Annotated in this window: 30 protein-coding genes and 1 tRNA gene; 13 read left to right on the forward strand and 18 right to left on the reverse strand. The window is 65.5% G+C overall.

Features of this window, described 5'->3' with window-relative positions:
- Positions 1-62 precede the first annotated feature (62 nt).
- Entirely contained in the window at positions 63-533 is a 471-nt protein-coding gene (locus BLM15_RS17630) for an Lrp/AsnC family transcriptional regulator (RefSeq protein WP_164547550.1), read from the reverse strand.
- Positions 534-689: 156 nt separating this feature from the next.
- On the opposite strand from BLM15_RS17630, the gene BLM15_RS17635 reads away from it, so the two are divergent.
- The 8 genes from BLM15_RS17635 to BLM15_RS17670 all read left to right on the forward strand — a co-directional run bounded on the left by BLM15_RS17635 (position 690) and on the right by BLM15_RS17670 (position 7,551).
- A complete protein-coding gene (locus tag BLM15_RS17635; RefSeq protein ID WP_126113977.1) occupies positions 690-1,721 on the forward strand; it encodes an ABC transporter substrate-binding protein in 1,032 nt (343 codons plus the stop codon).
- A gap of 13 nt (positions 1,722-1,734) precedes the next feature.
- Positions 1,735-2,487, forward strand: a complete 753-nt coding sequence (locus BLM15_RS17640; protein WP_126113978.1) for an ABC transporter permease — start codon at positions 1,735-1,737, stop codon at positions 2,485-2,487.
- On the forward strand, positions 2,463-3,239 hold the full coding sequence (locus BLM15_RS17645; RefSeq protein WP_126113979.1) for an ABC transporter ATP-binding protein: 777 nt from the start codon (positions 2,463-2,465) through the stop codon (positions 3,237-3,239). Before BLM15_RS17640 ends, BLM15_RS17645 begins: the two co-directional genes overlap by 25 nt.
- A gap of 117 nt (positions 3,240-3,356) precedes the next feature.
- Positions 3,357-4,235 carry a glyoxalase III HchA gene (gene hchA, locus BLM15_RS17650; RefSeq protein WP_126113980.1) on the forward strand — a complete coding sequence of 293 codons (879 nt, stop codon included), beginning with the start codon at positions 3,357-3,359 and terminating at the stop codon, positions 4,233-4,235.
- Positions 4,232-4,951, forward strand: a complete 720-nt coding sequence (locus BLM15_RS17655) for a PA1136 family autoinducer-binding transcriptional regulator (protein WP_236846335.1) — start codon at positions 4,232-4,234, stop codon at positions 4,949-4,951. The genes hchA and BLM15_RS17655 overlap by 4 nt, the downstream gene beginning before the upstream one ends.
- Positions 4,952-4,978: 27 nt before the next feature.
- Positions 4,979-5,752 carry an SDR family oxidoreductase gene (locus BLM15_RS17660; RefSeq protein WP_126113981.1) on the forward strand — a complete coding sequence of 258 codons (774 nt, stop codon included), beginning with the start codon at positions 4,979-4,981 and terminating at the stop codon, positions 5,750-5,752.
- A 185-nt stretch (positions 5,753-5,937) separates the two neighbouring features.
- Entirely contained in the window at positions 5,938-7,131 is a 1,194-nt protein-coding gene (locus BLM15_RS17665; RefSeq protein WP_126113982.1) for an O-succinylhomoserine sulfhydrylase, read from the forward strand.
- 54 nt (positions 7,132-7,185) lie between these two features.
- The gene (locus BLM15_RS17670; RefSeq protein ID WP_126113983.1) at positions 7,186-7,551 is read left to right on the forward strand and encodes a hypothetical protein; all 366 of its coding nucleotides are present in this window, start codon (positions 7,186-7,188) and stop codon (positions 7,549-7,551) included.
- 9 nt (positions 7,552-7,560) lie between these two features.
- Here BLM15_RS17670 and BLM15_RS17675 read toward each other — a convergent pair whose 3' ends face one another.
- The 5 genes from BLM15_RS17675 to fabA all read right to left on the reverse strand — a co-directional run bounded on the left by BLM15_RS17675 (position 7,561) and on the right by fabA (position 11,094).
- A complete protein-coding gene (locus BLM15_RS17675) occupies positions 7,561-7,806 on the reverse strand; it encodes a DUF2188 domain-containing protein (protein ID WP_126113984.1) in 246 nt (81 codons plus the stop codon).
- A 104-nt stretch (positions 7,807-7,910) separates the two neighbouring features.
- A complete protein-coding gene (gene fabI / locus BLM15_RS17680) occupies positions 7,911-8,744 on the reverse strand; it encodes an enoyl-ACP reductase FabI (protein ID WP_126113985.1) in 834 nt (277 codons plus the stop codon).
- Positions 8,745-8,842: 98 nt separating this feature from the next.
- Entirely contained in the window at positions 8,843-9,115 is a 273-nt protein-coding gene (locus BLM15_RS17685; protein WP_126113986.1) for a DUF3303 domain-containing protein, read from the reverse strand.
- Positions 9,116-9,122: 7 nt separating this feature from the next.
- The gene (fabB, locus tag BLM15_RS17690) at positions 9,123-10,349 is read right to left on the reverse strand and encodes a beta-ketoacyl-ACP synthase I (protein WP_126113987.1); all 1,227 of its coding nucleotides are present in this window, start codon (positions 10,347-10,349) and stop codon (positions 9,123-9,125) included.
- A gap of 232 nt (positions 10,350-10,581) precedes the next feature.
- Complete coding sequence (gene fabA, locus BLM15_RS17695; protein WP_110490985.1) at positions 10,582-11,094, reverse strand: 3-hydroxyacyl-[acyl-carrier-protein] dehydratase FabA; 513 nt, start codon at positions 11,092-11,094, stop codon at positions 10,582-10,584.
- Positions 11,095-11,352: 258 nt separating this feature from the next.
- Here fabA and irrA point away from each other — a divergent pair, with 258 nt between their 5' ends.
- Positions 11,353-11,814, forward strand: coding sequence for an iron response transcriptional regulator IrrA (gene irrA / locus BLM15_RS17700; RefSeq protein WP_126113988.1), 462 nt, complete (start codon positions 11,353-11,355; stop codon positions 11,812-11,814).
- Positions 11,815-11,867: 53 nt separating this feature from the next.
- Here the strand turns inward: irrA and BLM15_RS17705 are convergent, their stop codons facing one another.
- The gene (locus BLM15_RS17705; RefSeq protein WP_236846336.1) at positions 11,868-12,404 is read right to left on the reverse strand and encodes an SH3 domain-containing protein; all 537 of its coding nucleotides are present in this window, start codon (positions 12,402-12,404) and stop codon (positions 11,868-11,870) included.
- 239 nt (positions 12,405-12,643) lie between these two features.
- Between BLM15_RS17705 and BLM15_RS17710 the strand changes: the two genes are divergently transcribed.
- On the forward strand, positions 12,644-13,639 hold the full coding sequence (locus tag BLM15_RS17710) for a 2-hydroxyacid dehydrogenase (RefSeq protein WP_126113989.1): 996 nt from the start codon (positions 12,644-12,646) through the stop codon (positions 13,637-13,639).
- A 7-nt stretch (positions 13,640-13,646) separates the two neighbouring features.
- Here BLM15_RS17710 and BLM15_RS17715 read toward each other — a convergent pair whose 3' ends face one another.
- Positions 13,647-14,033, reverse strand: a complete 387-nt coding sequence (locus tag BLM15_RS17715; RefSeq protein WP_126113990.1) for a winged helix-turn-helix transcriptional regulator — start codon at positions 14,031-14,033, stop codon at positions 13,647-13,649.
- Positions 14,034-14,135: 102 nt separating this feature from the next.
- On the opposite strand from BLM15_RS17715, the gene BLM15_RS17720 reads away from it, so the two are divergent.
- Complete coding sequence (locus BLM15_RS17720) at positions 14,136-15,125, forward strand: quinone oxidoreductase family protein (RefSeq protein WP_126113991.1); 990 nt, start codon at positions 14,136-14,138, stop codon at positions 15,123-15,125.
- Positions 15,126-15,131: 6 nt separating this feature from the next.
- On the opposite strand, the gene BLM15_RS17725 is transcribed toward BLM15_RS17720, so the two are convergent.
- On the reverse strand, positions 15,132-16,136 hold the full coding sequence (locus BLM15_RS17725) for a complex I NDUFA9 subunit family protein (RefSeq protein WP_126113992.1): 1,005 nt from the start codon (positions 16,134-16,136) through the stop codon (positions 15,132-15,134).
- A gap of 182 nt (positions 16,137-16,318) precedes the next feature.
- On the opposite strand from BLM15_RS17725, the gene BLM15_RS17730 reads away from it, so the two are divergent.
- Positions 16,319-16,405: transfer RNA gene (locus BLM15_RS17730), tRNA-Leu, on the forward strand.
- A gap of 220 nt (positions 16,406-16,625) precedes the next feature.
- On the opposite strand, the gene BLM15_RS17735 is transcribed toward BLM15_RS17730, so the two are convergent.
- From BLM15_RS17735 to BLM15_RS17760, 6 genes are read right to left on the reverse strand one after another with little or no spacing between them, the layout of a single operon-like run.
- Positions 16,626-17,357, reverse strand: coding sequence for an amino acid ABC transporter ATP-binding protein (locus BLM15_RS17735; RefSeq protein ID WP_126113993.1), 732 nt, complete (start codon positions 17,355-17,357; stop codon positions 16,626-16,628).
- Positions 17,358-17,364: 7 nt separating this feature from the next.
- Positions 17,365-18,075 carry an amino acid ABC transporter permease gene (locus BLM15_RS17740; RefSeq protein WP_126113994.1) on the reverse strand — a complete coding sequence of 237 codons (711 nt, stop codon included), beginning with the start codon at positions 18,073-18,075 and terminating at the stop codon, positions 17,365-17,367.
- The gene (locus BLM15_RS17745) at positions 18,075-18,773 is read right to left on the reverse strand and encodes an amino acid ABC transporter permease (protein ID WP_126113995.1); all 699 of its coding nucleotides are present in this window, start codon (positions 18,771-18,773) and stop codon (positions 18,075-18,077) included. Before BLM15_RS17745 ends, BLM15_RS17740 begins: the two co-directional genes overlap by 1 nt.
- A 31-nt stretch (positions 18,774-18,804) precedes the next feature.
- Positions 18,805-19,617 (reverse strand): ABC transporter substrate-binding protein, encoded by an 813-nt coding sequence (locus tag BLM15_RS17750; protein WP_126113996.1) that lies wholly within the window; start codon positions 19,615-19,617, stop codon positions 18,805-18,807.
- A gap of 13 nt (positions 19,618-19,630) precedes the next feature.
- The gene (locus tag BLM15_RS17755) at positions 19,631-20,791 is read right to left on the reverse strand and encodes an aminotransferase class I/II-fold pyridoxal phosphate-dependent enzyme (RefSeq protein ID WP_206438680.1); all 1,161 of its coding nucleotides are present in this window, start codon (positions 20,789-20,791) and stop codon (positions 19,631-19,633) included.
- Positions 20,792-20,847: 56 nt separating this feature from the next.
- Positions 20,848-21,507: an RraA family protein gene (locus tag BLM15_RS17760; protein ID WP_126113998.1), complete on the reverse strand. Its 660-nt coding sequence runs from the start codon at positions 21,505-21,507 to the stop codon at positions 20,848-20,850.
- A 134-nt stretch (positions 21,508-21,641) separates the two neighbouring features.
- On the opposite strand from BLM15_RS17760, the gene BLM15_RS17765 reads away from it, so the two are divergent.
- Positions 21,642-22,553 (forward strand): LysR family transcriptional regulator, encoded by a 912-nt coding sequence (locus BLM15_RS17765; RefSeq protein WP_126113999.1) that lies wholly within the window; start codon positions 21,642-21,644, stop codon positions 22,551-22,553.
- Positions 22,554-22,644: 91 nt separating this feature from the next.
- Here the strand turns inward: BLM15_RS17765 and BLM15_RS17770 are convergent, their stop codons facing one another.
- From BLM15_RS17770 to BLM15_RS17780, 3 genes are read right to left on the reverse strand one after another with little or no spacing between them, the layout of a single operon-like run.
- Positions 22,645-23,124 (reverse strand): YHS domain-containing (seleno)protein, encoded by a 480-nt coding sequence (locus BLM15_RS17770; RefSeq protein ID WP_126114000.1) that lies wholly within the window; start codon positions 23,122-23,124, stop codon positions 22,645-22,647.
- Positions 23,125-23,147: 23 nt separating this feature from the next.
- A complete protein-coding gene (locus BLM15_RS17775) occupies positions 23,148-23,633 on the reverse strand; it encodes a hypothetical protein (RefSeq protein WP_126114001.1) in 486 nt (161 codons plus the stop codon).
- A 26-nt stretch (positions 23,634-23,659) separates the two neighbouring features.
- Entirely contained in the window at positions 23,660-25,045 is a 1,386-nt protein-coding gene (locus BLM15_RS17780) for a tetratricopeptide repeat protein (RefSeq protein ID WP_126114002.1), read from the reverse strand.
- Between the last annotated feature and the right edge of the window lie 67 nt (positions 25,046-25,112).

Raw genomic sequence — 25,112 nt, forward strand, 5'->3', positions numbered from 1 at the left:
GCACGCCCGCCGGGGCAAGTGCCCCGCGTCGCTTGGCGGGGCTGCGCTCCTCGCAATGAGGATCAGGACGCCTTCGGCAGGTCCGGCACCTTGTAGGCGGTGGTCGCCTTGATCCGCTCCATGGCGAAGCGCGAGGTGACGTTCTTGAGCGGGATCGTCTCGATCAGCTTCTTGTAGAAGGTGTCATAGGCGGCCATGTCGGCGACGACGACGCGCAGCATGTAATCAACGTCGCCGGCCATGCGGTAGAACTCGATCACCTCCGGCATCGCGGCAACGCTCTGGGCGAACTTCTCCAGCCAGGGACCGGAATGATCGGCCGTCTCGATCTGGACGAAGACGGTGAGGCCGAGCCCGATCTTCTCAGGTGCGACGAGGGCGACGCGTTTGATGATCACGCCGGTCTGTTCGAGGCGCTGGATGCGCTTCCAGCACGGTGTCTGCGACAGCCCGACCCGATCGGCGAGCTCCGCGATCGAGATATTTGAGTCTGCCTGCAGCACAGTCAGAATCTTGCGATCAATGGCGTCCATCTCTCGATCCATGATGATGGAGAAAATTCCTTTTGCCAGAGCTAGGCAATAGAGAATTTTCTTCTTTTTGAAGGGCTCATCTTGTATTTAGATAGAAAATCCTTTTATCAAACGTCAATAGGCTAGATATCACACACCGTCTGGGGAAATACGATTATGGATCGCCGCCAGTTCCTGCTTGCCGGCTCTTCGCTCGCCGCGCTGCCCTTGGCCGCCACGCCTTTCGCCGGCGCCAACGCGCAGGAAGCGGTCCCGGCCCGGATCGGCTACATCCCCGTCATCGGCACGGCGCCGATCTTCGTCGCCAATGGCGAGGGTTGGCTGAAGCAGGCCGGCATCACGCCGACGTTCACGGTGTTCGAATCCGGCCCGAACATGATCCAGGCGCTCGCCTCGGGCACGATCGACCTTTACGTCGCCGGCGTCGCCCCGCTCGCCGTGGCCCGCTCGCGCGGCGTCGACATCCGCGTCGTCGCCTCGACCGCGACCGGCGAGAACGTCTTCGTCGCCGCTCCCGCTCTGGCGAAGTTCTTCACGGAGGGAACGAGCGCGGCCGCCGCCTTCAAGGCGCACAAGGCCGCGACCGGCAAGCCGGCGCGTCTCGCCACCCAACCGGCCGGCTCGGTGCCCAATACCGTGCTGCAGTACTGGCTCTGGGAGGTCGCCAAGGCTGACAAGGCCGATATCGAGGTGGTGCCGATGGGCATCGACGCGACGCAGCAGGCGGTGCTCGCCGGCGCCGTCGAGGGTGCGATCGTGCGCGAGCCGGCGCTGACCATCATCCAGACCCGCAATCCCGGCATCAAGCTGATCGCCGGCGGTGAGGACGTCTTCCCAGGCCAGCCCGGCACCGTCGTCGCTGTCTCCGGCGCCTTCCTCACCAAGAACTCCGCCGCCGTCCAGGGACTGGTGTCCGGCCTCGTCAAAGCGGCCGAGGTGCTGGTAAAGACGCCCGCCAAGGCCGCGCCCCATGTCGGCGCCGCACTCGGCAAGGGCATCGTCGACCCCGCTCTGATCGAGAAGTCGCTGGTCTCGCCGGCGACGAGGTTCGAGATCGACCCGCGCAAGATCATCGAGCCGGCGCGTGCCATGCAGGCCTATCAGGTCAAGCTCGGCTCGCTGGAGAAGGAACTTCCGTTCGACGGCCTGTTCGAGACGCAGTATTACGAGCGCGCCATCAAGGGCTGACGGGACTACCGATTTGCGTTCACTGCGGGCTCCGGCCCTCGCCCTGACGGGCCTCATCGCCTTCCTCTTGCTGTGGGAGGCGATCCCCTATTTCGGCCTGGTCAACCCGGCCTTCCTGCCAGGACCGAGCGCCCTGCCGAGCGCCTTCCTGCGCGAAGTGAGGTCCGGCGCCTGGCTCACGGCCATCATGGGCTCGCTCGGCCACTACTTCATCGGCCTCATCACCGGTGCCGGCCTCGGCATCGCGCTCGGCGTGCTGACCGGCATGTCGAGGATCGCCGAGGAGACGACCGCCTGGGTGGTCCGGCTGCTGCGGCCGATCCCCGGCCTCGCCTGGGTGCCGTTCGCGATCATCTGGTTCGGCGTCAATCCGCAGGCGGCGGTGTTCATCATCGCGATCGGCGTGTTCTGGATCGTTTTCTTCGCAGCGCAGGGCGCTATCCGCGGCGTCGATCGCGACCTGATCGAGGTCGCCGACGCCTTCGGCTTCCGCTCGCCCTTCCAGCGATTGGTCAAAATCCTGCTGCCGGCGGCGATGCCCGGCATCCTCGTCGGCGTACGCACTGCGCTCGGCCAAGCCTGGATGGCGGTGGTCGCGGCCGAGATCTTCGGCGTTGCCGGTGTCGGCCAGCGCATGATGCAGGCTTCCAGCCTGCTCGCGACCGATCTCGTGGTGATCTACATGCTGACCATGGCGGCGCTGTACGGCCTGCTCGACACGCTGTTCGTCGCTTTCCAGGGATGGGTACTGCGTTGGAAAGCGTGATCGACATCAAGGAACTGTCGCTCACCTTCACCCGCGACGGCGAAGCGACCGAGGTGCTGCACAAGCTGAATCTCAAGGTCTCGCGCGGCGAGTTCCTTGCCATTGTTGGCCCGTCGGGCGTCGGCAAGTCGACGCTGCTGCGCGTCATCGCCGGCCTCGCCAAGCCGAGCGGCGGCGAGGTCGTGATCAACGCCAAGGACAATACAAGGCGGCCGGTCGCACTGGTCTTCCAGGATTCGCGGCTGCTGCCCTGGCGCAAGGTGATCGCCAATGTCGGCTTCGGGCTGGAAGGTCAGAAGCCGAGAGCGGAACGCCTCGCCAAGGCGCAGGAGACGCTCGATCTTGTCGGCCTCGGGCCCTTGGCCCAGCGCTGGCCGCACCAGCTCTCCGGCGGCCAACGCCAGCGCGTCTCGCTGGCGCGGGCGCTCGCGGTCGAGCCTGAGATCCTGCTGATGGACGAACCGTTCTCGGCACTCGACGCGCTGACGCGCGAGACCTTGCAGGACGAATTGATCCGCGTCTGGCAGCGCACGGGCAAGACCGTGCTGTTCGTCACCCATGACATCGACGAGGCGGCCTATCTCGCTGACCGGGTCGTGGTGCTCTCCGGAGCACCGGGCCAGATCATCGCCGAGCACCGGATTTCGGCAGCCCATCCACGCCGGCGCGGGGCAGAAGCCGAGGCGGAGATCGTGCGGGCGGTGCGCGTCGATCTCGGCGCGGACATCGTTGCCGACGGCGCGGCGATTTGACTCGCCTGACTGCGTTCCGAAGGCGCCTTGCTATGGTTGAGGGAAATCCCTCATTGTCGCCGAACGACGACCTCTTAGGTTTGGCAGTAGCAATCGCCTGCAACGACGGAGGAAGCCATGGCCGACTCGCAATCCCCCGACAAGCGCCCGACCCCGGATCAGGCTGAGGACAACGCGTTCTTTCCCTCTCCTTATTCCCTCAGTCAGTTCACTGCGCCGAAATCCAATCTCGAGGGCGCGGACTATCCGGCGCCTTATGCTGACGGGCGTTGGAAGATCCTACTGATCGGCGCCGATGAGCGCTACCTGCTGACCGATAACGGCACGATGTTCTCGACCGGGAACCACCCCGTGGAGACATTGCTGCCGATGTACCATCTAGACAAAGCGGGATTCTCCTTCGACATCGCGACCTTGTCCGGCAATCCCGTCAAGTTCGAACTCTGGGCAATGCCATCCCAAGATGACGAGGTGAAAGGGCTATTTGCAAAGTATCGCGACCGGTTCAAGCAGCCACTGAAGCTGTCGGATGTGGTCAAGCAGGCACTCGGTGACACATCCGATTATATCGCCGTCTTCATCCCTGGTGGCCATGGCGCACTGATCGGGTTGCCAGCGAGCGAAGAGGTCAAGGCTGTCCTCGAATGGGCCGCCGCGAAGGACAAGTTCGTGATCTCGCTGTGCCATGGGCCGGCCGCCTTCCTCGCTGCAGGCACCGGGACCACGAAGGAGAGCTACATCTACAACGGCTACAAGATCTGTGCCTTCCCCGACAGCCTCGACGCAAAGACGCCCGATATAGGTTACATGCCCGGCCACCTGACCTGGGCCTTCGGTAAGAAACTGCAGGCGCTCGGCATCGAGATCATCAACACCGACATCTCCGGCATGACCTACCGGGATCGCAAGCTGCTGACCGGCGACAGCCCGCTCGCGGGCAATGCACTCGGCAAGCTCGCGGCCAGTGCGCTGCTCGAAGAGGTCGCGGCGGGGTGAAGCCGCTGCAGGCCGAGATGGTGTTCCGCGCTGCTCTCGACATAGAGAACAGCGAAACCCTCTTGGCGATAGAGCAGGTGGTTCGCACCTGCGCACACCCGCTCGGATATGACCGCTTCGTGATGTTCTCCGCCTCGCCCGCCCGAAGCGACGTCATCGAGCGGATTTACTGGGTCGAGGGGGACTGGTTCGACAACGCAGAAAATGTCGATACGGAGACGTATATTCGTCTCTGCCCGGTAACCCGGCACGTCATCGAAGCACGGGAACCGTTCTTCTGGACCAAGGTCAGTGAGGAGAACGGAGAGCGCTATCGCGTCGTCCGCATACCTCGCGGCGGCGGCATCCACGGCCTGCAAGTTCCGGTCTTCGGCCCGCTCGGACTCGAAGGAGCGGTAAGCCTCGGCGGAGAGCGCATCGATGCCTCGCCTCAAGCTCGGCTGGCGCTGGCAACGGTGGCAATCGCAGCCTTTCTTGCCGCCCGCAGATTGTTAGAACTGCCGACCAACGATACCGGCAAGAGACTCTCGGAACGTGAGCGCGAGGTTCTCGCCTGGACAGCCGCCGGTCGCCGTCAGATCGATATCGCCGCAACACTCGGCTTGTCGGAGCGCACCGTCGAAAACCATCTGCGCCGGGCACGGCAGCGCCTTGGGGTCACGACGACAGCCCAAGCAGTCAGGGTGGCGATCCGCAACGGCGACATCGAAGGCTAATACGCAAGACCTGGGAGGCAAAACGGCATGGTCAAGACAGTTCTCATCACAGGGGCTGCATCCGGCTTTGGCCGCGGGGTGGCGTGGGGGCTCGCAAGACATGGACACAAGGTCATCGCCGGCTGCCAAATCTGGCCGCAAGTCTGGGAGCTTCGGAACGCCGCCAGGGCAGAGGACGTCGACATACAGGTCATCAAACTCGACGTGCTCAACGAGATCGACCGGAGAAACGCCATCAGCCTCGATGTAGACGTCCTGTTCAATAATGCGGGGATCATGGAATCGGGGCCTCTGGTCGAGATTCCGATGACCGTATTCCGCTCGGTCTTCGAGACGAATGTCTTTGCCGCGCTTGAGCTTGCGCAAAGCTTTGCGCGCATCATGGTGAAGCGCGGCTCCGGACGAATCGTCTGGACATCCTCGGTCGCTGGGCTGGTGAAGGTGCCTTTCGACGGCGCTTATGCAGCCTCGAAACACGCGGTCGAAGGCATCTGCTCGGCGATGCATGAAGAACTCAAACCTTACGGGGTCGAAGTCGTCACGGTGAACCCCGGCGCCTTTCGGACCGGTTTCAACGACACCGGCATGGAAAGCATGGACCAATGGTGGGGACAAGGCGAGCGCATCGTCGAGCACTGGCCCGTGCGTGAGCTCAACCGTCAGCACGATCCAGCAGAAATGATCCAGGCCATCATCGAAGTGATCGAGGCGGATAAACCCGCCTATCGCACCGTGCGCCCAGCCAGTGCCGAGGAGATGATCAAGAAGGAACAGTCGGAGGCCTGGGGGCGACAAGCCTGAAGACGATCCCATCAGCGTTGGTCGCAGTCGATTTCAGATGACGCCTTGGTTCGCAAGCTGGCTCCGATCGCCGCTGACTGCCGCAATCCAACGTTCCCCAAAAGGAAATTTCGTTCGCCTTTACGAACGCAATCGACAGTGATATTCCCTTCGTCCGTTATATAGAACGGAACGGGCGACCTATCATGGCGAACGATGCGACTAGCGCAGCAGCGCTCCACCCCGAGACCCGACTGGTCCATGCCGGCACGCTGCGCTCGCAGTTCGGTGAGACCTCGGAAGCGCTGTTCCTGACGCAAGGCCATGTCTACGACAGCGCCGAGCAGTGCGAGGCGCGCTTCCTCAACAAGGATCCGGGCTTCCAGTACGCCCGCTTCTCCAATCCGAGCGTCACCATGCTGGAGCAGCGCATGGCCGCCTTCGAAGGCGCCGAAGCCTGCCGCGCCACCGCGACCGGCATGGCCGCCGTCACCGCGGCGCTGTCGAGCCTGGTGCGGGCCGGCGACCATGTCGTCGCGGCACGCGCGCTGTTCGGTTCCTGTCGCTACATCGTCGAGGACCATCTGCCGCGCTATGGCGTTCAGTCGACGCTGGTCGACGGCACCGACCTTGCCGCCTGGCGCGCCGCCGTCAGGCCGAACACCAAGGCCTTCTTCCTCGAAAGCCCGGCAAACCCGACGCTGGAGGTGATCGACATCGCCGCGGTCGCTGCGATCGCCAGGGAGGCCGGTGCCAAGCTGATCGTCGACAATGTCTTCGCGACGCCGCTGTTCCAGCGTCCGCTCGAACTCGGCGCCGATCTCGTCGCCTATTCCGCCACCAAGCACATCGACGGTCAGGGTCGCTGCCTCGGCGGCCTCGTGCTCGGCTCGAAGGAGCTGATCGAGGGAGATATCCAGACCTTCCTGCGCCAGACCGGCCCGGCCATGTCGCCCTTCAATGCCTGGGTGATGCTGAAGGCGCTGGAGACGCTGCCCCTGCGCGTCCGCCGCCAGGCCGAGAGCGCGACTGTGGTCGCTGCGTGGCTGAAGGGCCGCAAGGAACTGCCGCATGTCGCCTTCATCGGCGACCCTGACCATCCGCAGGCCGAGATCATCGCGAAGCAGATGAGCGGCCCCTCGACGCTGATCGCCTTCGAGGTCGCGGGTGGCAAAGACGCCGCCTTCCGTTTCCTCAACAAGCTCAGGCTGATCCGGATCTCCAACAATCTCGGCGACGCCAAGAGCCTGATCGTGCATCCGGCGACAACGACCCATCAGCGCTTCACGCCGGAGGTTCGCGCCAGCATGGGCGTCAGCGACGGGCTGATCCGCCTCTCGATCGGCCTGGAGCACGCCGACGACCTGATCGCCGATCTCCAGCAGGCGCTGGCTGCCTGATCTGAACCAGAACCGCGACCGCGCGTTTGAACCTCGGCAACAACCGAGGTTCACATGCTCCGCAAAACCGCCTGTACGACTGCGCTGCTCGCTTTCCTGGCCGCCCCGGCGCTCGCCCAGGACGCCTCACCGGCATCTCCCGCGCCAGTCGAGAAGCCGGCCTCGCCCGAGCTTGCCGCCTGCAAATCGACGGCAATGGCGGCGCTAACCGCGCGCGAGCCGGAGATCAAGGACATCTTCATCGACGAGGATGGGCTGACGATCGCGGTCGCGGAGACGAAGGTCGAGACGACGCCGATCACGCGCATCCTGATGGGCGAGGCCTATCTGAAGACCGACAAATCCGACAAGCCGCGCCGCTTCCTCTGCCTCATCGGCGAGAAAGGCAAAGTGCTGCTGACCTTTTTCACGCAGAGGTGAGGCGCAGCCTCAGCCGCCATCGACGATCCGGGTATTGGGCCGGTCACGGCCATCGGCCAGCTCTTCGTGCCACTCGCCCTTCGCATCCTGATAGACGATGCCGTCGGTGACGCCCGGCCGCTTCTGGCGGGCGGCAGCCTTATTGGCCGCCTTGAGCGCCGCATCATGCGAGCGGAAGGTTTCGGAGAGGGCGTCGCCGACCTTGTAGGCCCAGCCGCCATCGTGCTGGACGATCTCGTATTTCACCATGACCATGAGCGTCCTCCATGGCTCACTGATCGAACCGACGGCATGCGCCCCAGGTTCCACCGGTGGGGAGGATAGTCCTGCCGCGCGGTCGGCGGAAGGCCTTGGCTGACTCAGTCGCCGTTGCCGGTATCGGCGGCGCGCAGACCATCCAGCACGGGCATCGAGGTGATGTGATAACCGGCATCGATATGATGGATGTCGCCGGTCACCCCACCGGACAGGTCCGAGAGATAATACAGCGCCGAACCGCCGATCTCCTCCAGCGTCACGGACTTGCGCAGCGGCGAGTTGGCACGCTGCCAGGAGTACATGGCGCGTGCATCGGAGATACCGGCGCCGGCAAGGGTGCGCACCGGCCCGGGAGAGAGCGCATTTACACGAATGCCCTTCGGCCCGTAATCGGCGGCGAGGTAACGCATGCTGGCTTCCAGCGCTGCCTTGGCGACACCCATGACATTGTAGTTCGGCATCACGCGGGTCGAGCCGCTATAGGTCAGCGTGATCATGCTGCCGCCCTGCGGCATGCGCTCGGCAGCGCGCTTCGCGACTTCCGTGAACGAGAAGCAGGAGATCACCATCGTCCGCGAGAAATTCTCGCGGGTGGTGTCGGCATAGAGCCCCTTGAGCTCGTTCTTGTCGGAGAAGCCGATGGCGTGGATCAGGAAGTCGAGCGTGTTGCGCTCCGGGTCACCGCCCCAGGCCTCGTCGATCGCGGCGAAGGCAGCATCGACCGTCGAGACGTCCTCGACGTCGCAGGGAATCACAAGCTTCGAGCCGATGCTCTCGGCGAGCGGCTTGACGCGCTTGCCGAGCGCATCGCCCTGATAGGTAAAGGCCATCTCGGCGCCATGCGCGTGCAGAGTCCGGGCGATGCCCCAGGCGATCGAGTTCTGGTTGGCCACGCCCATGACGAGGCCGCGCTTGTTGTGCATCAAGGGGAGCATGAGCCTGTCTCGGGCGGATTTCCGGAACTCGGAAAGGGATGGGAATTCTATGGCGTGGTTAGAAGCGCTCTCCAACCATTAAGCGGCAGGCCCGCTCGCTACAAATGCTTCTTCACCGCCGCCGCCGTATCCTTCGAGGCCGCGAGCGGCACGATCTCGAAGCGGGCGAGGTCGCCCCAGGCCAGCACCCATTCCTGCAGCTTGGTGACGTCGTCGCACTGCATCACCTGGAAGCAGCGCGCAAAATCGGCCGAAATCCAGCTGTCGACATAGGTCAGCCCGTCAGGGATCATCCGGCCCTTCTCGTGGAAGCGGGCATAGATCTCCTTCACCCGCGCCTGGTCGAAATGTTCGATCACCATGAAGAGCATGGCGGCCTCAGGCTTCCAGGCGCTTCATTACGATCGTGGCGTTGGTGCCGCCAAAACCGAACGAGTTGGAGAGCACGCAGCCGAGACCGGCATTGTCGATGCGCTTGCGCACGATCGGCATGTCCGCGAAGGCCGGGTCGAGCTCCTCGATATGGGCGCTCTCGGCGACGAAGTCGTTGTTGAGCATCAGCAGCGAGTAGATCGCCTCCTGTACGCCGGTGGCGCCAAGCGAATGGCCGGTCAGCGACTTGGTCGCCGAGATCGGCGGGCTCTTGTCGCCGGCGCCGAAGACCGCGCGGATCGCCTCTATCTCCTTGGCGTCGCCAACCGGGGTCGAGGTGCCATGCGGGTTGATGTAGTCGACCTTAGCCTTCACGCCATCAAGCGCCATCCGCATGCAGCGCTCGGCGCCCTCGCCCGAGGGCGCGACCATGTCATAGCCGTCCGAGGTCGCGCCATAGCCGACGACCTCGCCATAGATGCGGGCGCCGCGGGCCTTGGCGTGCTCGAGTTCCTCCAGCACGACGACACCGGCGCCGCCGGCGATGACGAAGCCGTCGCGCTTCGCGTCATAAGCACGCGAGGCGACCGCAGGCGTCTCGTTGAAGTCGGACGACATCGCGCCCATCGCGTCGAACAGCACGGAGAGCGTCCAGTCGAGTTCCTCGCAGCCGCCGGCGAAGATCACGTCCTGCTTGCCCCACTGGATCAGCTCATAGGCATTGCCGATGCAATGGTTCGAGGTCGCGCAGGCCGAGGAGATCGAATAATTGACGCCCTTGATCTTGAACCAGGTGGCAAGCGTCGCCGAAGCGGTCGAGGACATACCCTTGGGCACTGCGAACGGGCCGACCTTCTTGGACGAGCCGCTCTCGCGGGCCTTGTCATAGGCATCGATCAGCGCACGGGTCGAGGGGCCGCCCGACCCCATGATGATGCCGGTGCGCTCATGGCTGATTTCTTTTTCTTCCAGCCCGGCGTCGCGGATGGCCTGCTCCATCGCGACCTGGTTCCAGGCCGAGCCGCCGCCATGGAAGCGCATGGCGCGGCGATCGAGCACGGTCGCGGGGTCGAGCGAGGGCACGCCGGCGACGCGGCTGCGGAAGCCGTGCTCGGCGAAATCCGGTACATAGGAGATGCCGGACTTGGCCTCGCGCAGCGAGGCCAGCACTTCCTGCGTATTGTTGCCGATGGACGAGACGATGCCCATCCCGGTGACCACAACGCGTCTCATGCTGCTTCTCCGGCTCTTTGGTGACAGGCCGGGAGGCCAGCCCCGGACCCTCGTTCAGTCGATACCTGCGCAAATGGACCGCGCGGACGGCGAACGCAAGACACCTCGATCACGATGATTCCGGACAAGAAGGGTCCAAAATCGCAAACGCCATCGATTCTAATATTTTAGAGCGGCGTCCCTGCGGAAAAGCGGCTGCCACTTTTCCGCATCCCGATCCGGCTGGTTTGGCTCAGGCCGCTTCGGGCTTGAACAAGCCGACGCGCATATCCGAGACCGTATAGATACGCTTGCCGTCGGCTTCGAGCCAGCCATCGGCGATGCCGAGGACGAGCTTGGACTTGAAGACGCGCTTGAAGTCGACGCCGTAGACGACGCGCTTGACGGAGGGCAGCACCTGGTCGGCGAACTTGACCTCGCCAACGCCGAGCGCCCGGCCACGACCCGGCAGGCCGAGCCAGCCAAGGAAGAAACCGGTGAGCTGCCAGAGCGCGTCGAGCCCGAGGCAGCCCGGCATGACCGGATCGCCCTTGAAATGGCAATCGAAGAACCAGAGGTCCGGGCGAATGTCGAACTCGGCACGGACGAGGCCCTTGCCGTGCGGACCGCCATCCTCGCTGATTTCGGCGATACGATCGAACATCAGCATCGGCGGCAGCGGCAGCTGCGCATTGCCCGGCCCGAAGAGTTCACCGCGCCCGCAAGCGAGGATTTCCTCGTAGCTGAATGACGATTGCCGCTCCATATCCGACTTCACTCCATTCCGGCCGCCATGCATTCGGCTGCCAACCCCCGATGCAATGTGCCTAACACAGCGTCGCTGCGGAACGGAAGGGCGCAAGGCCGGCGCGGCCGTGGATGATCAGCCGGCGACACTGTGTTAGTCTCTCGCAGGTCCTGGCGGCGGCGCTGCGATGCTTGCGGCCAGGGGATCAAAGCCTTACATCGAATCTAAGCTGGCGCTTTCCCATTCCGGGAAAGATATGAGGAGTTGACGCAAGGCATGGACCGCCTGACGCAGGACGAGGGCAATGGAGCGGATGCGCGGCAGGGCTGCCCCTTCCACGATGTGCGCCAGAAGCTGCGCCGGGTAGGCCTGAGACCGACCCGTCAACGCGTCTCGCTCGGCTGGCTGCTCTTCGCCAAGGGGGATCGGCATGTCAGCGCCGAGATCCTCTACGAGGAAGCGATGAAGGCGCGCGTGCCGGTTTCGCTCGCGACCGTCTACAACACGCTGCATCAGTTCACCGAGGCCGGCCTGCTGCGCGAGCTCGCGATCGACGGCGCCAAGACCTTCTTCGACACCGACAACAGCGACCATCACCATTTTGTCGTCGACGGCGAGGACAAGGTGATCGACATCCCGGCTTCGGCAATCGACGTCGCCGAACTGCCGCCCGCGCCCGAAGGTTACGAGATCAGCCGGGTCGATGTCGTGGTCAGGCTGCGCAAGATCGCCGACTGAAGCCCCTGGTTCAGGGGCGGGTCCGACCGTTCAGCGCTTCCCGGATCGAAGCGCTACTGCACGGTTTCGTTGGGATAGACGCCCCAGAGCCGATCCTGCCGGATATACCCCGACATCTTGCTGACCGTGACACGGCACCAGGCATTCTGGCAGGACTGCACATTGGCGATGACGCCGGGCTCGAGGGTCGCGACCACGGCCCCGCCCTCATTCGCGGCATCGCGCAGGGAAAACGGTTCGTTCTTGTTCTTCGACCAGGGCGAGACCAGCACGGTGCGCCGCCCCGAGAGCAGGCTGTGCAGAACCCAGCCTTCAGTGCCGTCGGCGTCGCGCACGCGCCGCCAGGTCTCGAATTCGGCGGTGATCTCGACGGGCAGGCCAGCGCGCTGAAAAACCCAGCTGGTGCGATGCTCCTTCGACGGGCCCTCGCGCAGATTGACCCGGTCCGATTTGAGGCTGACATAGCGCGGCAACGGCAGGCCGGAGACGGGGCCGGCGGCGACCTCCTGCGCAGTGCTCCGCGTCGCCAGCAGGGCCAGGCCCACTGCGAGCAGAAGGCCGGCGGCGCCGCGCATCGTCTGAACCGTCATTCAACCCACTCCTCGACCTGCCCGGCGCCGACTACGCGCCAATGGGTCAGGTTGTGTTCCGCCGCAACGCTGCTAGACAACGAAACGGCTGCTGTCCGTCGAAACTGTCCGACTCAATTCCTGAAGTGCCTCGGTTAATGGGGGGTTGAGGCGGAATGGCGACGAAGCAGCCACGGTGTCGCGCCTAGCCGGCGCTCGCCAGTAATATCGGAGCCTGAGGGGCCTTCAAGGAGCCGCCCATGTCGAAGAAGAAGCCCCTGGTCGTCGTCACGCGCAAGCTGCCCGCCGTGGTCGAGACGCGCATGCGCGAGCTCTTCGATGCCAGGCTCAACCTCGACGACACGCCGATGAGCCAGGCCGCTTTGGTCGAGGCGATGAAGACCGCCGACGTGCTGGTCCCGACCGTGACCGACAAGATCGATGCCCGCTTGATCGCCCAGGCTGGCGAGCAGCTGCGCCTGATCGCCAATTTCGGCAATGGCGTCGACAATATCGACGTCGCCAGCGCCGTGCAGCGCGGCATCACCGTGACCAACACGCCGGGCGTGCTGACCGACGACACCGCCGATATGACGATGGCGCTGATCCTCGCCGTGGCACGCCGCATCGCCGAAGGCGCACGCATCATCACCGACGACGAGTGGGGCGGCTGGTCGCCGAACTGGATGCTCGGCCGTCGCATCACCGGCAAGCGCCTCGGCATCGTCGGCATGGGCCGGATCGGCCAGGCGCTGGCAAAGCGGGCCTCCGCCTTCGGCCTCTCGATCCACTACCACAACCGCCGCCGGCTCGACGCCCGCATCGAGGAGGCGCTCGACGCGACCTACTGGGATTCGCTCGACCAGATGCTGGCACGGATGGACGTCGTCTCGGTCAACTGCCCGCATACGCCGGCGACCTATCATTTGCTCTCGGCCCGCCGGCTCAAGCTGATGAAGCCGGACGCCATCCTGGTGAACACGGCGCGCGGCGAGATCGTCGACGAGACGGCGCTGTCGCGCATGCTGGAGGCCGGCGAACTCGCCGGCGCCGGCCTCGACGTGTTCGAGCACGAGCCGGCGGTCAATCCGCGCCTGCTCAAGCTCGCGCGCAATCATCGCGTCGTCGTGCTGCCGCATATGGGCTCGGCCACGCATGAGGGCCGCGCCGACATGGGCGAGAAGGTCATCGTCAACATCAAGACCTTCATGGACGGGCACAAGCCTCCGGACCGCGTCCTGCCCAGCATGCTTTGAGACGGCTTCAGGCCGCCTCGGAACGCTCGCCCGGGCGGTAACGGCACTCGGACAGGGTGTCGAGCTCGCCGAGATCGGCGGCATGGCGGCGGCCCCAGTCGCACAGCGTTGCAATCACCGGGGCGAGGCTCTGGCCAAGCGGTGTCGCCGCATAGTCGACGCGCGCCGGCACCTGCCGGAAGATCTCGCGGCTGACGAGGCCGTGCTCTTCCATCTCGCGCAATTGCTGAATCAGCACCTTCTGGGTGATTGGCGGAATGCGCTTCTGCAGCTCCGACAGGCGCTTGGGGCCGTCGAAGAGCTGGTAGAGGATCACGGCCTTCCAGCGGCCGGAGATCACCTTGAGCGCCCGCTCGACCGGCAGCATCGGCAAGCGCTTCATCGGGTCGGCCATGCTCACCTCTTGGTCTGCAGCGAACAAATCGGTGTGTAGCCACCGCTCGCTACCCTAGCCCAGAACGCGCCTCACGTTCAGCCCCTTCGCGTGAGGCCTGCCATGAAAGCCATCCAGTACAGCCGCTTCGGCGGCCCCGACGTGCTCGAGACCGTCGAGATCGACCAGCCCTCGCCTGGCCCCGGCGAGGTGCTCATCGCGGTCGGCGCCGTCGGCGTCAATTTCTTCGAGGTGTTGATGCGGCAGGACCGCTATGTCGTGACACCGCCCCTGCCCTTCAATCCCGGTGTCGAGATTGCCGGCACCATCGCGGCTCTAGGGGAAGGCGTCACAACGTTTTCGGTCGGCGAGCGCGTCGCCGCAGCCCTTTATCTCGCAGACCGTCAGAGCGGCGGCTACGCCGACTATGTCGCGGTCAGCGCGGATGTCCTCGTGCACTTGCCGGAGACACTGCCGTTTGCGGCCGCTACCGCGCTGCAGGTGCAGGGCCTGACCGCGCTGCATCTGCAGCGCAGCAATCCGGCCGCCGGGCGCAACGTCCTGATCAGCGCCGCGGCTGGCGGCGTCGGCAGCCTTTTGGTCCAGTTGGCGAAGCGGGCCGGGGCGAAGCGCGTGATCGCTATGGCGAGCTCGAACGAGAAACTCGCGCTGGCACAGGACATCGGCGCCGATGCGGGCGTCGACTACACACGGCCCGATTGGCCGGAACAGGTCCGTGCCCTAACCGACGGCGCAGGTCCGGACCTGATCTTCGATGCGTCCGGCGGCGACATCCCGGCGCAATGCCTCGCCTTGCTCGCGCCATTTGGACGTCTCGTGCTTTACGGCCCGCTCTCGATAGCCGATTTCCGGCCGGATGCAGAGGCGTTGAACGCCCTGATCTTCGGCAATCGCGCGATTGCCGGCTTCTCGCTCCTACAGCATCTGGCGCCCGAGCGCCTCGCGCAGGATCTTGGCGAGCTGTTCGCGCTGGCTAGCGCTGGCGAATTGAAGCTCCTGCCCGGCGGCACCTTCCCGCTGGCACAGGCGAGCGCCGCCCATGCCGCGCTCGAAAGTCGGCAGACGGCCGGCAAGCTTGTGCTGGTGCCGTGACCGGGGTCAGCCGCCAGCGCGGGCGGTGTCGAACTGGCCGGACTTGCGGAAGCGCCAGAGATAGCCCGGTACCTCAGCCTCGGCCGAGACCGGAGCGATGCCGAGCCCGCGCAGGGTCCGGCCTTCCTTCTCCGCCGTCTCGGACACGACATTGTCGCTCTCGAGCAGATGGACCTGGTCGCGCGTCAGAATAAGCTCTTTCGGCAAAAGGCCGAGCGTCAGCATGTCCGCGATCTCGAGGACCTGCCCCTGCAGGCGGGCGAGCCCGAAAGGCATCGGCGCGATCAGGCGCCTGCGACCGGTGACCTCGCAGACATAGCCGATCAGTTCCCGCAGGGTCTTCGCCTCCGGACCGCCGAGCTCATAGACCTTGCCGGCCTCGAGCTTGCCGTCGACGGCACGAGCAACCGCTTCGGCGACGTCGCCGACGAAGACCGGCTGGAATTTGGTCTCGGCGCCGGCGAGCGGTAGCACCGGCAGCATGCGCACCAGCGAAGCGAAGCGGTTGAAGAAGGTGTCTTCCGGCCCGAACATCACCGAGGGGCGCAGCACGATCGCCTGCTCGACCAGAGCATGAACGGCCACCTCGCCCTCGGCCTTGCTGCGAGCATAGGCTGATTTCGAATCAGCGCTGGCGCCGAGCGCGGAGACCTGGATCAGCCGGTCGACGCCGAAAGTCGCGCAGGCCTGCGCGACGGTGCGCGCGCCCTGCGCCTGCACCGACGAGAAGTTCTGCCGGCCCTTCTCCTGCATGATGCCGACGAGGTTGATCACCGCATCGGCGCCCTTCACAGCGGCCGCGACCGAATCGGGGTAGCGCAGATTGGCCTGCACCGCGGTGATCTGGCCGACGGTGCCAAGCGGCTGCAGGAAGCCGGCGAGATCGGGGCGGCGCACCGCAGCGCGGACACGATAGCCGCGCCGCGCCAGCGCCCGCACGACATGCCGCCCGAGGAAGCCCGAGCCGCCGAAAACCGTGACGAGTTGCGAAGCGGGAGGCAGGACCGTCATGATGCCGCGAAGCTCCGTTTGGAAGCGCTGAAAACTGGGATCGCTGCGCCTGTCCTAGTGCATCGCAACGCGGCTGTGAAGGCAGCGAGACGTTGCCGGAGGACGGGCAGATGCAGTGTTACCAATAAAGCCGGCTTCGCCCGTTGACAGGTGCGTTCGGCCCCCGTAAACGAACCGCCGTTGCCCAGGTGGCGGAATTGGTAGACGCACCAGCTTCAGGTGCTGGCGCTCGCAAGGGCGTGGAGGTTCGAGTCCTCTCCTGGGCACCACTCTTTCTCGCTTCGGCGTCAAAGAGTTCAGCATTGACAGGGGCTTGCGTAGCCCTTTCGATGCATTTCCCTTCACTACCAAGTTGGGATTCTATGACCTCGACGTCGGCCTTCCGAAGGCCGTCGCCTCTGGGCCTTCGGCCAGAGGTCAGACTGCCGATCGGGACCGAGAACACCTCATCGGTCGTGCGCGACAAGGCCTTCGTCTCTCTGCCGGAATCTATCGGTGGTGACCGACCATGCGCAGGAAGTCTGCGAGCCGCGGATAGGCTGCCGCGTCGCCGAGTTCCGCCGGCCTGCCGCGCTCGATCACCCTCCCCGCCTCCATGAACCAGATCTCGTCCGCGACCTCGCGGGCGAAACCGATCTCGTGGGTGACGCAGATCATGGTCATGCCGCCGGCGGCGAGCCGCTTCATCGCGGCCAGCACCTCGCCGACCATCTCCGGATCGAGCGCCGAGGTCGGCTCGTCGAACAGCATCACCTCCGGGTCCATCGCCAGTGAGCGGGCGATGGCGACGCGCTGACGCTGGCCACCCGAGAGCAGGCCGGGCATCTCGTTCGCCTTCTCGGTCAGCCCGACGCGGGCGAGCTCTTCCATGGCGCGCTCGCGTGCTGCCGCCTTGGACAGGCCGCGCAACTTGGTCAGGCCCAGCGTGATGTTGCCGAGCGCAGTGAGATGCGGGAACAGGTTGTAGGCCTGGAAGACGAAGCCGACGCGCTGGCGCAGGCGGTTGATGTCGAGCCCGCGTGCTGCGACATCCGCGCCATCGACGCAGACGCGCCCGCCCTGGACCTTCTCCAGCCGCGTCACGGTGCGGATCAGGGTCGACTTGCCCGAACCCGATGGTCCAATCAGGACCTTGACCTCGCCGCGCCGGACCTCTCCGGAGACGTCGGCCAGCACCTGCAGCGTCCCGAACCATTTGTCGACGTTCTCGAAGCGGATCATGCCAGCCTCATGCCGCAATGGTGACGCCGGGCGTGCCGCCGCGGTCGCCCGAGATACGCCGCTCGATAAAGCGGGCCAGCGAAGTCAGCGCGAAGCAGAGCGCGAAATAGGTCAGCGCCAGGATGCCGTAGACCTCGAAGGGCTGAGTCAGCAGGACGTTGTTGACCTGGGCCGCCGCGAAGGTGAGCTCATGGGCGCTGATGACATAGCCGAGTGAGGTCTCCTTGATGGTCGAGACGAACTGGCTGACCATGCTCGGCAGCATGTTGTGCAGCGCCTGCGGCAGCACGACCTTGAAGGTTGTCGGCCAGTAGCGCAGGCCGAGCGAGGTCGCCGCCTCGACCTGGCCCTTGGGCAGGCCCTCGATGCCGGCGCGGATGATCTCGGAGAGATAAGCTGCTTCATAGATTACGAGCGCGATCACCAGCGTCTCGACCCCGCCGACCGCCCGGCCGATGATCAGCGGCGAGAAGAAATAGGTCCAGAAGATGAACATGATCAGCGGCAGGCCGCGCACCGTGTGCACGATTGCGGTCGCCGGCAGCCGCAGCCAGCGATAGGGGCTGAGGCGCGCCAGCGCCAGCGCGATGGCGAAGGGGAAGCACAGCGCCAGCGAAATCGAGGCCATGAACAGCGTCATGGCGAGGCCGCCGATCGGCCCGTGCGGGTACTGCCCGACGAGAAAGAGCAGCCAGTTGTTCTCAAGGATCTCGAGCATCAGCGCGTCTCGAGCTTGAGGCGGTGGCCGGACCAGCTGCCCAGCGCCATGATGCCGAAAGAGATGGCGAGGTAGATCGCGGTCGCGACCGCGAAGGCCTCGAAGGTCTTGAAGGTGTAGCTCTCGACCTCGCGCGTCCGGTAGGTCAGTTCGCCGACGCCGATCGCCATGGCGAGGCTGGTGTTCTTGAACAGCAGCAAGGTCTGGTTGATCAGCGGCGGCACGGCGATGCGCAGCGCCTGCGGCAGCACGACATAGCCCATGGCGCCGAGATAGCCGAAGCCGATCGAGCGGGCCGACTCGTATTGCGCCTTGGGGATCGAGCGGATGCCGCTGCGGATGTCCTCGGCGACATAGGCTGCGGCGGCGAGGCCGAGCGCGATCGCCGCCAGCAGGAATTCACCGTGATGGGCGTTGATCCATTGCCGCGCCGGGCGCGGCAGCAGCGAGGGCACGCCAAAATACCAGACGAAGATCTGGACCAGCAGCGGCACGTTGCGGTGGTATTCGACATAGAGCGCCACGAACCAGCCGAGCGGCGGGAACGGGATCATCCGGACGAGCGTCAGGATGATCCCCATCGCCATGGCGAGGCACCAAGCCGCGACCGTCAGTGCCAGCGTGGTGGCAAGACCGATCAGGAACCAGTCGAGATATTTCCCGTTCAGCACGCTGCCGAGATCGAAGACATAGCCCATCCGACCACGCCCCCTGGCGCTCGCCGCGCGATCAGCTCTTGATCTCTTCGACCTTGTAGTCGCGCTTGATGTTGAAGGCGGTGCCTTCGCCGAGCCATTTGCCGAAGATCGTGTCGAGCTCGCCGGAGCTCGCGAGCTTGCTGAGCACGCCGTTGACCTGTTCCTTGAAGGCGGTCTCGCCCTTGCGCAGGCCAAGGCCCCAGGGCTCGACGAAGAGCGACTTCTCGATCACCAGCATCGGCACCTTCGACTGCTTGGCGAGCTTCACCAGGATCAGCTCGGAACCGCAGAACGCATCGACCTTGTCCTGCGCCAGCGCCAGGAAGGCCGAGGAGGTGTCCTGGAAGGTCACGGTCTCGGCGGTCGGGATCAGCCGGCGCACGCCCTGTTCGGAGGACGAGCCCTTGATCGCGGTCACCTTCTTGCCGGCCAGGCCCTCCAGCGTGGTGATGCCGGAATCCTTGGTCGTCAGCAGCTTCTGCTGGCTGACGAAATAGGAATGGGAGAAGTCGATCTGCTGGGCGCGCTCCGGCGTGTAGCCGAGATTGGCAGCGAGGATGTCGACCCGGCCCTGCAGCAGCTCTGGGATGCGGGCTTCGACCGCGATGCCCTTGAGCTCCAGCGAAACGCCCAGGGCGTCGGCGACCTTCTGGCAGATGTCGACGTCGTAGCCGACGATCTGGCGGGTCTGCGGATGCTGGAAGGAGAACGGCTCGGCAGTGCCGAGCGTGCCGCAGATCAGCTTGCCGCGCGCCTTGATGTCGGCGAGCTGGTCGGCTTGCGCGGTGCCGCAGAGGCCGGCGGCGAGAACAGCCGTCAGGCCCAGAACCGAAAAGAGCTTCATCGTCATCCCCTTCTTATGATCGTTGCAGTACTTCGCTCGCCCGTCTGATGCGGGCGCAGGCCTCCTCGATCGCAGCAAGCGAGGTCGCGATCGACAGGCGCAGATAGGGCGAGAGCCCGTAGGCCGAGCCGTCGAGGACGGCGACACCGGCTTCCTCGAGGAAATAGAGAGCGACATCGAGATCGCTCTCGAGCACCCGCCCGTCCGGCCGGCGCCGGCCGATCAGCCCGGCGCAGCTCGGATAGACATAGAAGGCGCCATCCGGCTTCAGGCAGCTCATGCCATCGATCGCGTCGAGCAGTTCGACGGCGCGATCGCGCCGCTGGCGGTAGGCGGCCCGCGCTTCGCCGACGAAGCTCTGGTCGCCTTCGAGCGCCGCCGCGGCCGCGGCCATGCACATCGAGGCGGCGCCCGACGTCGTCTGCGACTGGATGATATTGATCGCCTTGACCAGCCCCTTCGGCCCAGCCCCGTAGCCGATCCGGAAGCCGGTCATCGCATAGGTCTTGGAGACGCCGTTGACGAGCAAGGTACGCTCGCGCAATTCCGGTGCGAGCGCCACCGGGCAGACCGGCTTCCCGCCGTCGAAGCGAATGTGCTCGTAGATGTCGTCAGTCATCAGCGCCACCTGCGGGTGGCGCTTCAGGACCTCGGTCAGCGCCGTCATCTCGGCAGCCGAATAGAAGGCGCCGGTCGGGTTCGACGGCGTGTTCAGAAGCAGCCAGCGCGTGCGCGGCGTGATCGCGTCTTCGAGTGCCTCGGCGGTTAGCTTGAAGCCGGCATTCTCGCCGGAGGCGACGATGACTGGGGTGCCGTCGCAGGCCAGCACCATGTCGGGATAGGACACCCAATAGGGCGCCGGCACGACGACCTCGTCGCCCTCGCCCACCGTCGCCGCCAGCGCATTGAAGATCACCTGCTTGGCGCCGCTGCCGACGACGATCTCGTCGGCAGCGTAGGTCACCCCGTTCTCCCGCGCGAACTTGGCGATGATCGCCTTGCGCAGGCGCGGCGTACCGTTGACCGGCGCGTAGCGCGTCTCGCCGGCTGCCATCGCCGCGGTCGTCGCCTGCTGGATATGAAGGGGCGTATCGAAGTCGGGCTCGCCGGTGGTGAGGTCGATGATGTCGCGACCCTGCGCCTTGAGCTCCTGGGCACGCATGCGCGCCACCATGCTGGGCGAGGGCTTGATCCGGCCGACCCGGGCCGAGAGCGGTATCGCGGAAACGGTCACGACGCAGCCTTTCCGGCACCCATGTAGAACGTGTCGATCCGGCCCTCGGCGATCGCGGCGAGGGCGTTCGCCTCGCGTTCTTCCTGCTGGTGCACCAACATGAGGAGCTCGGCCGCATCGGTTCGATCGAAGGCGACGATGCCGTCGGCGTCGCCGACCACGACATCGCCCGGCATCACCACCATGCCGTCGATCGAGACCGGCACGTTGATCTCGCCCGGCCCGCTCTTGTAGGGGCCGCGATGGGTGACGCCGCGGGCGTAGCAGGGGAAGTCGGACTGCAGGAAGGCATCGACGTCGCGGATCGCGCCGTCGATGACGAAGCCGGCGACGCCCATGGCGCGAGCCCGGCTCATCATGATCTCGCCGACCAGCGCCTGGGTCAGGTCGCCGCCGCCATCGACGACGAGGACGTCGCCGGCGCGCAGCAGTTCATAGGCGCGGTGCAGGGTCTGATTGTCGCCGGGCCGCGTCTTGACCGTCACCGCCGTGCCGACGAGCACGCCGGAGCGATGATAGGGCCGCAAGGCCTTCGTCCCATGCAGTCGGTTCATCACATCGGAGATGAGCGAGACCGCGGCGTTGCGGAACCCGTCGAGGACTACGCCGGGAACGGCGGGAGAGCTCGGATTAGTGCGATGACCGATCAACGGCATGGAAGATTCTGTCCCGGATGACGCCATTGCAAAAATTATGTGACATAGCGACGATGACAGAAAGCGAATATAATTCTCGATAGGCATCGCTTTTCTTCATAACCAGTCGATTGCTGGACGCGAGGACACGCATCATGAGATCGGCCAGCCTCAAGCAGATCGAGGCATTCTACTGGACGGCCAGGCTGGGAGGTTTCACCGAGGCTGCGCACCATCTCAGCCTCGCGCAATCGACGGTGTCGAAGCGGATCATCGAGCTCGAGAGCGTCGTCGCCGGCCCGCTCTTCGACCGCTCCAACCACGCCTTGCGCCTGACCCGGGCCGGCGAAGCGAGCCTGCCGATCGCGGCCGAGTTGCTGGCACTGGAGCCGCGCTTCCGTGAGGCGGCGGGCGGGGCCGCGACCTTCTCGGGCCCGTTCCGGTTCGGCGCGACCGAGCTCGTCGCCTTGACCTGGCTGCCCAAGCTGATCGTCGCGATGAAGCGCGACTACCCCAATGTGATCCCGGTTCCCGAAGTCGCCGCCAGCGTCGACCTGTTCGGCAAGCTCGGCGCCAACGAGCTCGATCTCGTTATCGCGCTCGACCCGCCGCAGCGTCCCGATTTCGCCAGCTTGCCGCTCGACGCGGTCCAGCTCGAATGGGTGTCGGCGCCGGGCTTCGGTCCTGAGTTGGATACGATTCCACTCGGCGAGATGGCGCGCTATCCGATCCTGAGCCAGACACAGGGTTCCGGCCTCCAGAAGTTGGTGCTCGATTGGGCCGTGGCAAACGGGCTTCAGATCAACCGCGTCGTCCAGTGCAACAGCCTGAACGTGCTGGCCGGTCTCGCCGCCGCTGGGCTGGGCGTCACCTTCCTGACCGCGAGCTATTTCGGGCCGGAGATCGCCCGCGGCCGGCTGCGCGTCATCCGGACCGAGCCGCCGATCCCGCCGCTGCGCTACTACGCGGTGCACCGCAAGGGCGATGTCTCGCCGCTGGCCGAACGCGTCGCGGCGATCGCCCAGCAATCCTGCGACTTCACCGCCCGCAGCCTGCCGCGGGACTAGTGGTCGATCGTGCAACGCTCAGCTTCGTCAGCCCGAGCTGGCTTCCATCCGCAATTGGCGCACAGCGAATGCCGGCGGACGGTCGTGCTACCTAGCGAATATCCGCCTTGCCCAGACGCGGCCAGTTGCCGTCGGCGCGGGTGATGTATGTCTTCGGCTTGCCGGCCCAAGTCTTGCGGACGCCGAGGTCATAATTGAGGTAGAGCCGGCCATCGACGATCGACCAAGCTTCCGGCTCGATCTTGACCAGGTAGCCGCGCGAGGTGCCGTAGGCGCAGAAGCCACCATAGGCCGGCTGGTAGCGCGCTGGCTGTGCCTCGAACGCAGCCTTGTTCTCGGCACTGGCGAAGCGCCAGGTGGCGCCGGCATGACTGACCGAGAATTCCGCCTTGCCGAGCCTTGGGCCACCCTCGCGGAAATAGGCGACCGGATCGTAGCCGCGGATCGCGATGCCGTCGGGCGAGCCGAGCGTGTTGACGGGACGGGTTTCGTCGGCACTGACGCCGTTTGTTACGATTGCAGCTGCAAAGGCTGCGACCGCGATCCGGATGAAACTGCGCCTGTCGAACATTGCGTTTCTCCCTGTGGTGACGGTCAAGCCGAGCGCGCTTCGAGCGCTTCGAAGACGTAAGCGGCGAGATAGCCGTAAATGGCGTGGCCGATCAGGCTCATCAGCGAGAGGCGCGGCACATCGCTGAGCAGGAAATGCTGGCCGGCGAGCGGGGCGAAGAAGCCGAGCGCGATGAAATAAGTGATCACGCCCCAGATCCAGCCATCGGCCGGCATGCCGAAGCTCTTCACCCAGCGGGTCAGCAGCCAGTAGCCGAGCGGGTAGAACAGGAAGCCGGTGAGGAAATGCAGCAGCTTGGCGACCGGCGTCGACAGCGCCAGGCCGAATTGATGCGAGAACAGCGACTTGACCAGCTCCGGTGGCTCCAGCGGGTATTCGGCGAACCAGGCGGTCGGCACCGCCGAGAACAGCTCCCAGAAGCCGAGAGCCGCGAAGCCGCCAAGCGCGAGATTGAGCACTGTGCGGGCGGAGGGCAGCGCGAGGCTGCGGGACATGGTGGCGCTGGTCATGACGGTGGGCTCCCTGGTTTCGGGGTTCAATGGGCGATGGCGAGCGGGGTCGATGCGACGGCGAGCGCGGCGATGAGACCGCCGGCAGACTTTCCGAGCATTGCGAGCCTTCGGCTGGCGAAGCGGTTGTGACCGCCACGCCGGGCCAAGCGTTGCCGCAGCACAACCGCAGCGCGGTCGTGATTGCCGGAGCGGATCAGGCTCTCGACATAGACCTGCTCGAACAGGTCGCGCTGGGCGTGGCTGCCGCCGATGGCCAGGAGATGATCGCGAGCGGTGCCGAGACGGCGAGCCGCTTCGGCATGATCACCTTCGTTGAACGCGATCAGGCCCAGGGCGGCGAGCGCGCCGGCATAGGCGGCCTCGGCGCGCTCTTCACTGGGGTGGGACCGCGCATCGAGGACGAGGCAGCGGGCGATCGCCTCGGCGCCGTCAGGACGGCCGGCGCCGAGCAGCGAGAGCGCATAGTGCAGGTCGGCGAAGACGAGACGGCCGTCCTGGGCGTGGCCTTCCGCCTTGGCAGCGAGCTCCTCCCAGCGCGTGCCGACATTGACGCCGGCATAGGTCAGCCGCGCGAGAAGCGAGGCACCATTGGCGATGTCGCGATAATCGTCGGTCTGCTCGGCCCGGATCTCCTCGTCGTAGAGGCGCAGCACCTCGGTGGTCTCGCCGCGCTCGAGATGGAACAGCGCGAGGTGCCAGAAGATGTGGAAGCGCAGATTGTTGGCATGAGCGAAGGTGCGACTGTCGCCGAGCCAGGCGATACCCTCGTCGACACGACCCGTCATCTCCAGGACATGAGCGACGGCGTGGCGGCCCCAGGCGTCGCGCGGGCTCAGGGACACGGCGCGACGGCCGACCCGCTCAGCCTCGGCATAGAGGCCACGCTCCTCCAGAGCAAAGGCGTAGCAACCATGGACATAGCCGGCGAGCGGGTGGTGCTCGCCGAAACCGGGCGCGGTGCGGTGCAAGGTCGCCAGCATCTCGCGCTGGTCGCCGAGCATGAAGCGAATGCCATGCGAGATTTTCAGCGCCAGCACGTCGTGGGGGTGCCTTTTCAGGATCGCTTCGAGCTGTTCGGCTGCTCGCCGCGGCGCCTCGCCAAGCCAAAGCGCAAGCGCTTCGATGACCATGCGCTCGCGCGGCGTCACCGGCCGCTGCGCGACGGCAGTACGCGCCCTGGCGAGACAGTCGTATGCGGGGCCGAGCAGCTCGGCCCGGGCGAGCGACATCAGCATCAGCCCCTTGGCGGCATGGGCAAGCGCGAAATCGGGATCGGCGGCAAGCGTGCGGGCGAGGTGATCCGGCGCCGCGGCGGCATGCGCCAGCACCGCTTCGAGCGTGTCGTTCCAGGCGAGCCTGGCGGCATCGTTCGCGACGGTGACACGGTCGCCGGAAAGGTCGTGGTACATGGCAGGCTCCTTTGCAGCGCTTTCGACGAGCGCTCATCAGGGAGTTCGCAGGCGGGCGATCAAACGG

Source organism: Bosea sp. Tri-49 (assembly GCF_003952665.1).
GTDB lineage: Bacteria > Pseudomonadota > Alphaproteobacteria > Rhizobiales > Beijerinckiaceae > Allobosea.

What these genes read in the sequence shown, in the direction of transcription:
- BLM15_RS17715 (WP_126113990.1), bottom strand. Translation starts at nt 14,033, where the DNA reads ATGGCCGACCCGATGAAGCGCTTGCCGATGCTGCCGGTCGAGCGGGCG.
- BLM15_RS17670 (WP_126113983.1), top strand. Translation starts at nt 7,186, where the DNA reads ATGCTCCGCAAAACCGCCTGTACGACTGCGCTGCTCGCTTTCCTGGCC.
- BLM15_RS17750 (WP_126113996.1), bottom strand. Translation starts at nt 19,617, where the DNA reads ATGAAGCTCTTTTCGGTTCTGGGCCTGACGGCTGTTCTCGCCGCCGGC.
- BLM15_RS17745 (WP_126113995.1), bottom strand. Translation starts at nt 18,773, where the DNA reads ATGGGCTATGTCTTCGATCTCGGCAGCGTGCTGAACGGGAAATATCTC.
- BLM15_RS17675 (WP_126113984.1), bottom strand. Translation starts at nt 7,806, where the DNA reads ATGGTCATGGTGAAATACGAGATCGTCCAGCACGATGGCGGCTGGGCC.
- BLM15_RS17760 (WP_126113998.1), bottom strand. Translation starts at nt 21,507, where the DNA reads ATGCCGTTGATCGGTCATCGCACTAATCCGAGCTCTCCCGCCGTTCCC.
- BLM15_RS17725 (WP_126113992.1), bottom strand. Translation starts at nt 16,136, where the DNA reads ATGACGGTCCTGCCTCCCGCTTCGCAACTCGTCACGGTTTTCGGCGGC.
- BLM15_RS17710 (WP_126113989.1), top strand. Translation starts at nt 12,644, where the DNA reads ATGTCGAAGAAGAAGCCCCTGGTCGTCGTCACGCGCAAGCTGCCCGCC.
- BLM15_RS17685 (WP_126113986.1), bottom strand. Translation starts at nt 9,115, where the DNA reads ATGCTCTTCATGGTGATCGAACATTTCGACCAGGCGCGGGTGAAGGAG.
- BLM15_RS17755 (WP_206438680.1), bottom strand. Translation starts at nt 20,791, where the DNA reads ATGGTGGCGCGCATGCGTGCCCAGGAGCTCAAGGCGCAGGGTCGCGAC.
- BLM15_RS17770 (WP_126114000.1), bottom strand. Translation starts at nt 23,124, where the DNA reads ATGTTCGACAGGCGCAGTTTCATCCGGATCGCGGTCGCAGCCTTTGCA.
- BLM15_RS17635 (WP_126113977.1), top strand. Translation starts at nt 690, where the DNA reads ATGGATCGCCGCCAGTTCCTGCTTGCCGGCTCTTCGCTCGCCGCGCTG.
- BLM15_RS17720 (WP_126113991.1), top strand. Translation starts at nt 14,136, where the DNA reads ATGAAAGCCATCCAGTACAGCCGCTTCGGCGGCCCCGACGTGCTCGAG.
- BLM15_RS17775 (WP_126114001.1), bottom strand. Translation starts at nt 23,633, where the DNA reads ATGACCAGCGCCACCATGTCCCGCAGCCTCGCGCTGCCCTCCGCCCGC.
- BLM15_RS17740 (WP_126113994.1), bottom strand. Translation starts at nt 18,075, where the DNA reads ATGCTCGAGATCCTTGAGAACAACTGGCTGCTCTTTCTCGTCGGGCAG.
- BLM15_RS17765 (WP_126113999.1), top strand. Translation starts at nt 21,642, where the DNA reads ATGAGATCGGCCAGCCTCAAGCAGATCGAGGCATTCTACTGGACGGCC.
- BLM15_RS17645 (WP_126113979.1), top strand. Translation starts at nt 2,463, where the DNA reads ATGGGTACTGCGTTGGAAAGCGTGATCGACATCAAGGAACTGTCGCTC.
- irrA (WP_126113988.1), top strand. Translation starts at nt 11,353, where the DNA reads ATGGACCGCCTGACGCAGGACGAGGGCAATGGAGCGGATGCGCGGCAG.
- fabA (WP_110490985.1), bottom strand. Translation starts at nt 11,094, where the DNA reads ATGGAGCGGCAATCGTCATTCAGCTACGAGGAAATCCTCGCTTGCGGG.
- BLM15_RS17705 (WP_236846336.1), bottom strand. Translation starts at nt 12,404, where the DNA reads ATGACGGTTCAGACGATGCGCGGCGCCGCCGGCCTTCTGCTCGCAGTG.
- BLM15_RS17665 (WP_126113982.1), top strand. Translation starts at nt 5,938, where the DNA reads ATGGCGAACGATGCGACTAGCGCAGCAGCGCTCCACCCCGAGACCCGA.
- BLM15_RS17660 (WP_126113981.1), top strand. Translation starts at nt 4,979, where the DNA reads ATGGTCAAGACAGTTCTCATCACAGGGGCTGCATCCGGCTTTGGCCGC.
- BLM15_RS17735 (WP_126113993.1), bottom strand. Translation starts at nt 17,357, where the DNA reads ATGATCCGCTTCGAGAACGTCGACAAATGGTTCGGGACGCTGCAGGTG.
- BLM15_RS17780 (WP_126114002.1), bottom strand. Translation starts at nt 25,045, where the DNA reads ATGTACCACGACCTTTCCGGCGACCGTGTCACCGTCGCGAACGATGCC.
- fabB (WP_126113987.1), bottom strand. Translation starts at nt 10,349, where the DNA reads ATGAGACGCGTTGTGGTCACCGGGATGGGCATCGTCTCGTCCATCGGC.
- fabI (WP_126113985.1), bottom strand. Translation starts at nt 8,744, where the DNA reads ATGCTCCCCTTGATGCACAACAAGCGCGGCCTCGTCATGGGCGTGGCC.
- BLM15_RS17630 (WP_164547550.1), bottom strand. Translation starts at nt 533, where the DNA reads ATGGACGCCATTGATCGCAAGATTCTGACTGTGCTGCAGGCAGACTCA.
- hchA (WP_126113980.1), top strand. Translation starts at nt 3,357, where the DNA reads ATGGCCGACTCGCAATCCCCCGACAAGCGCCCGACCCCGGATCAGGCT.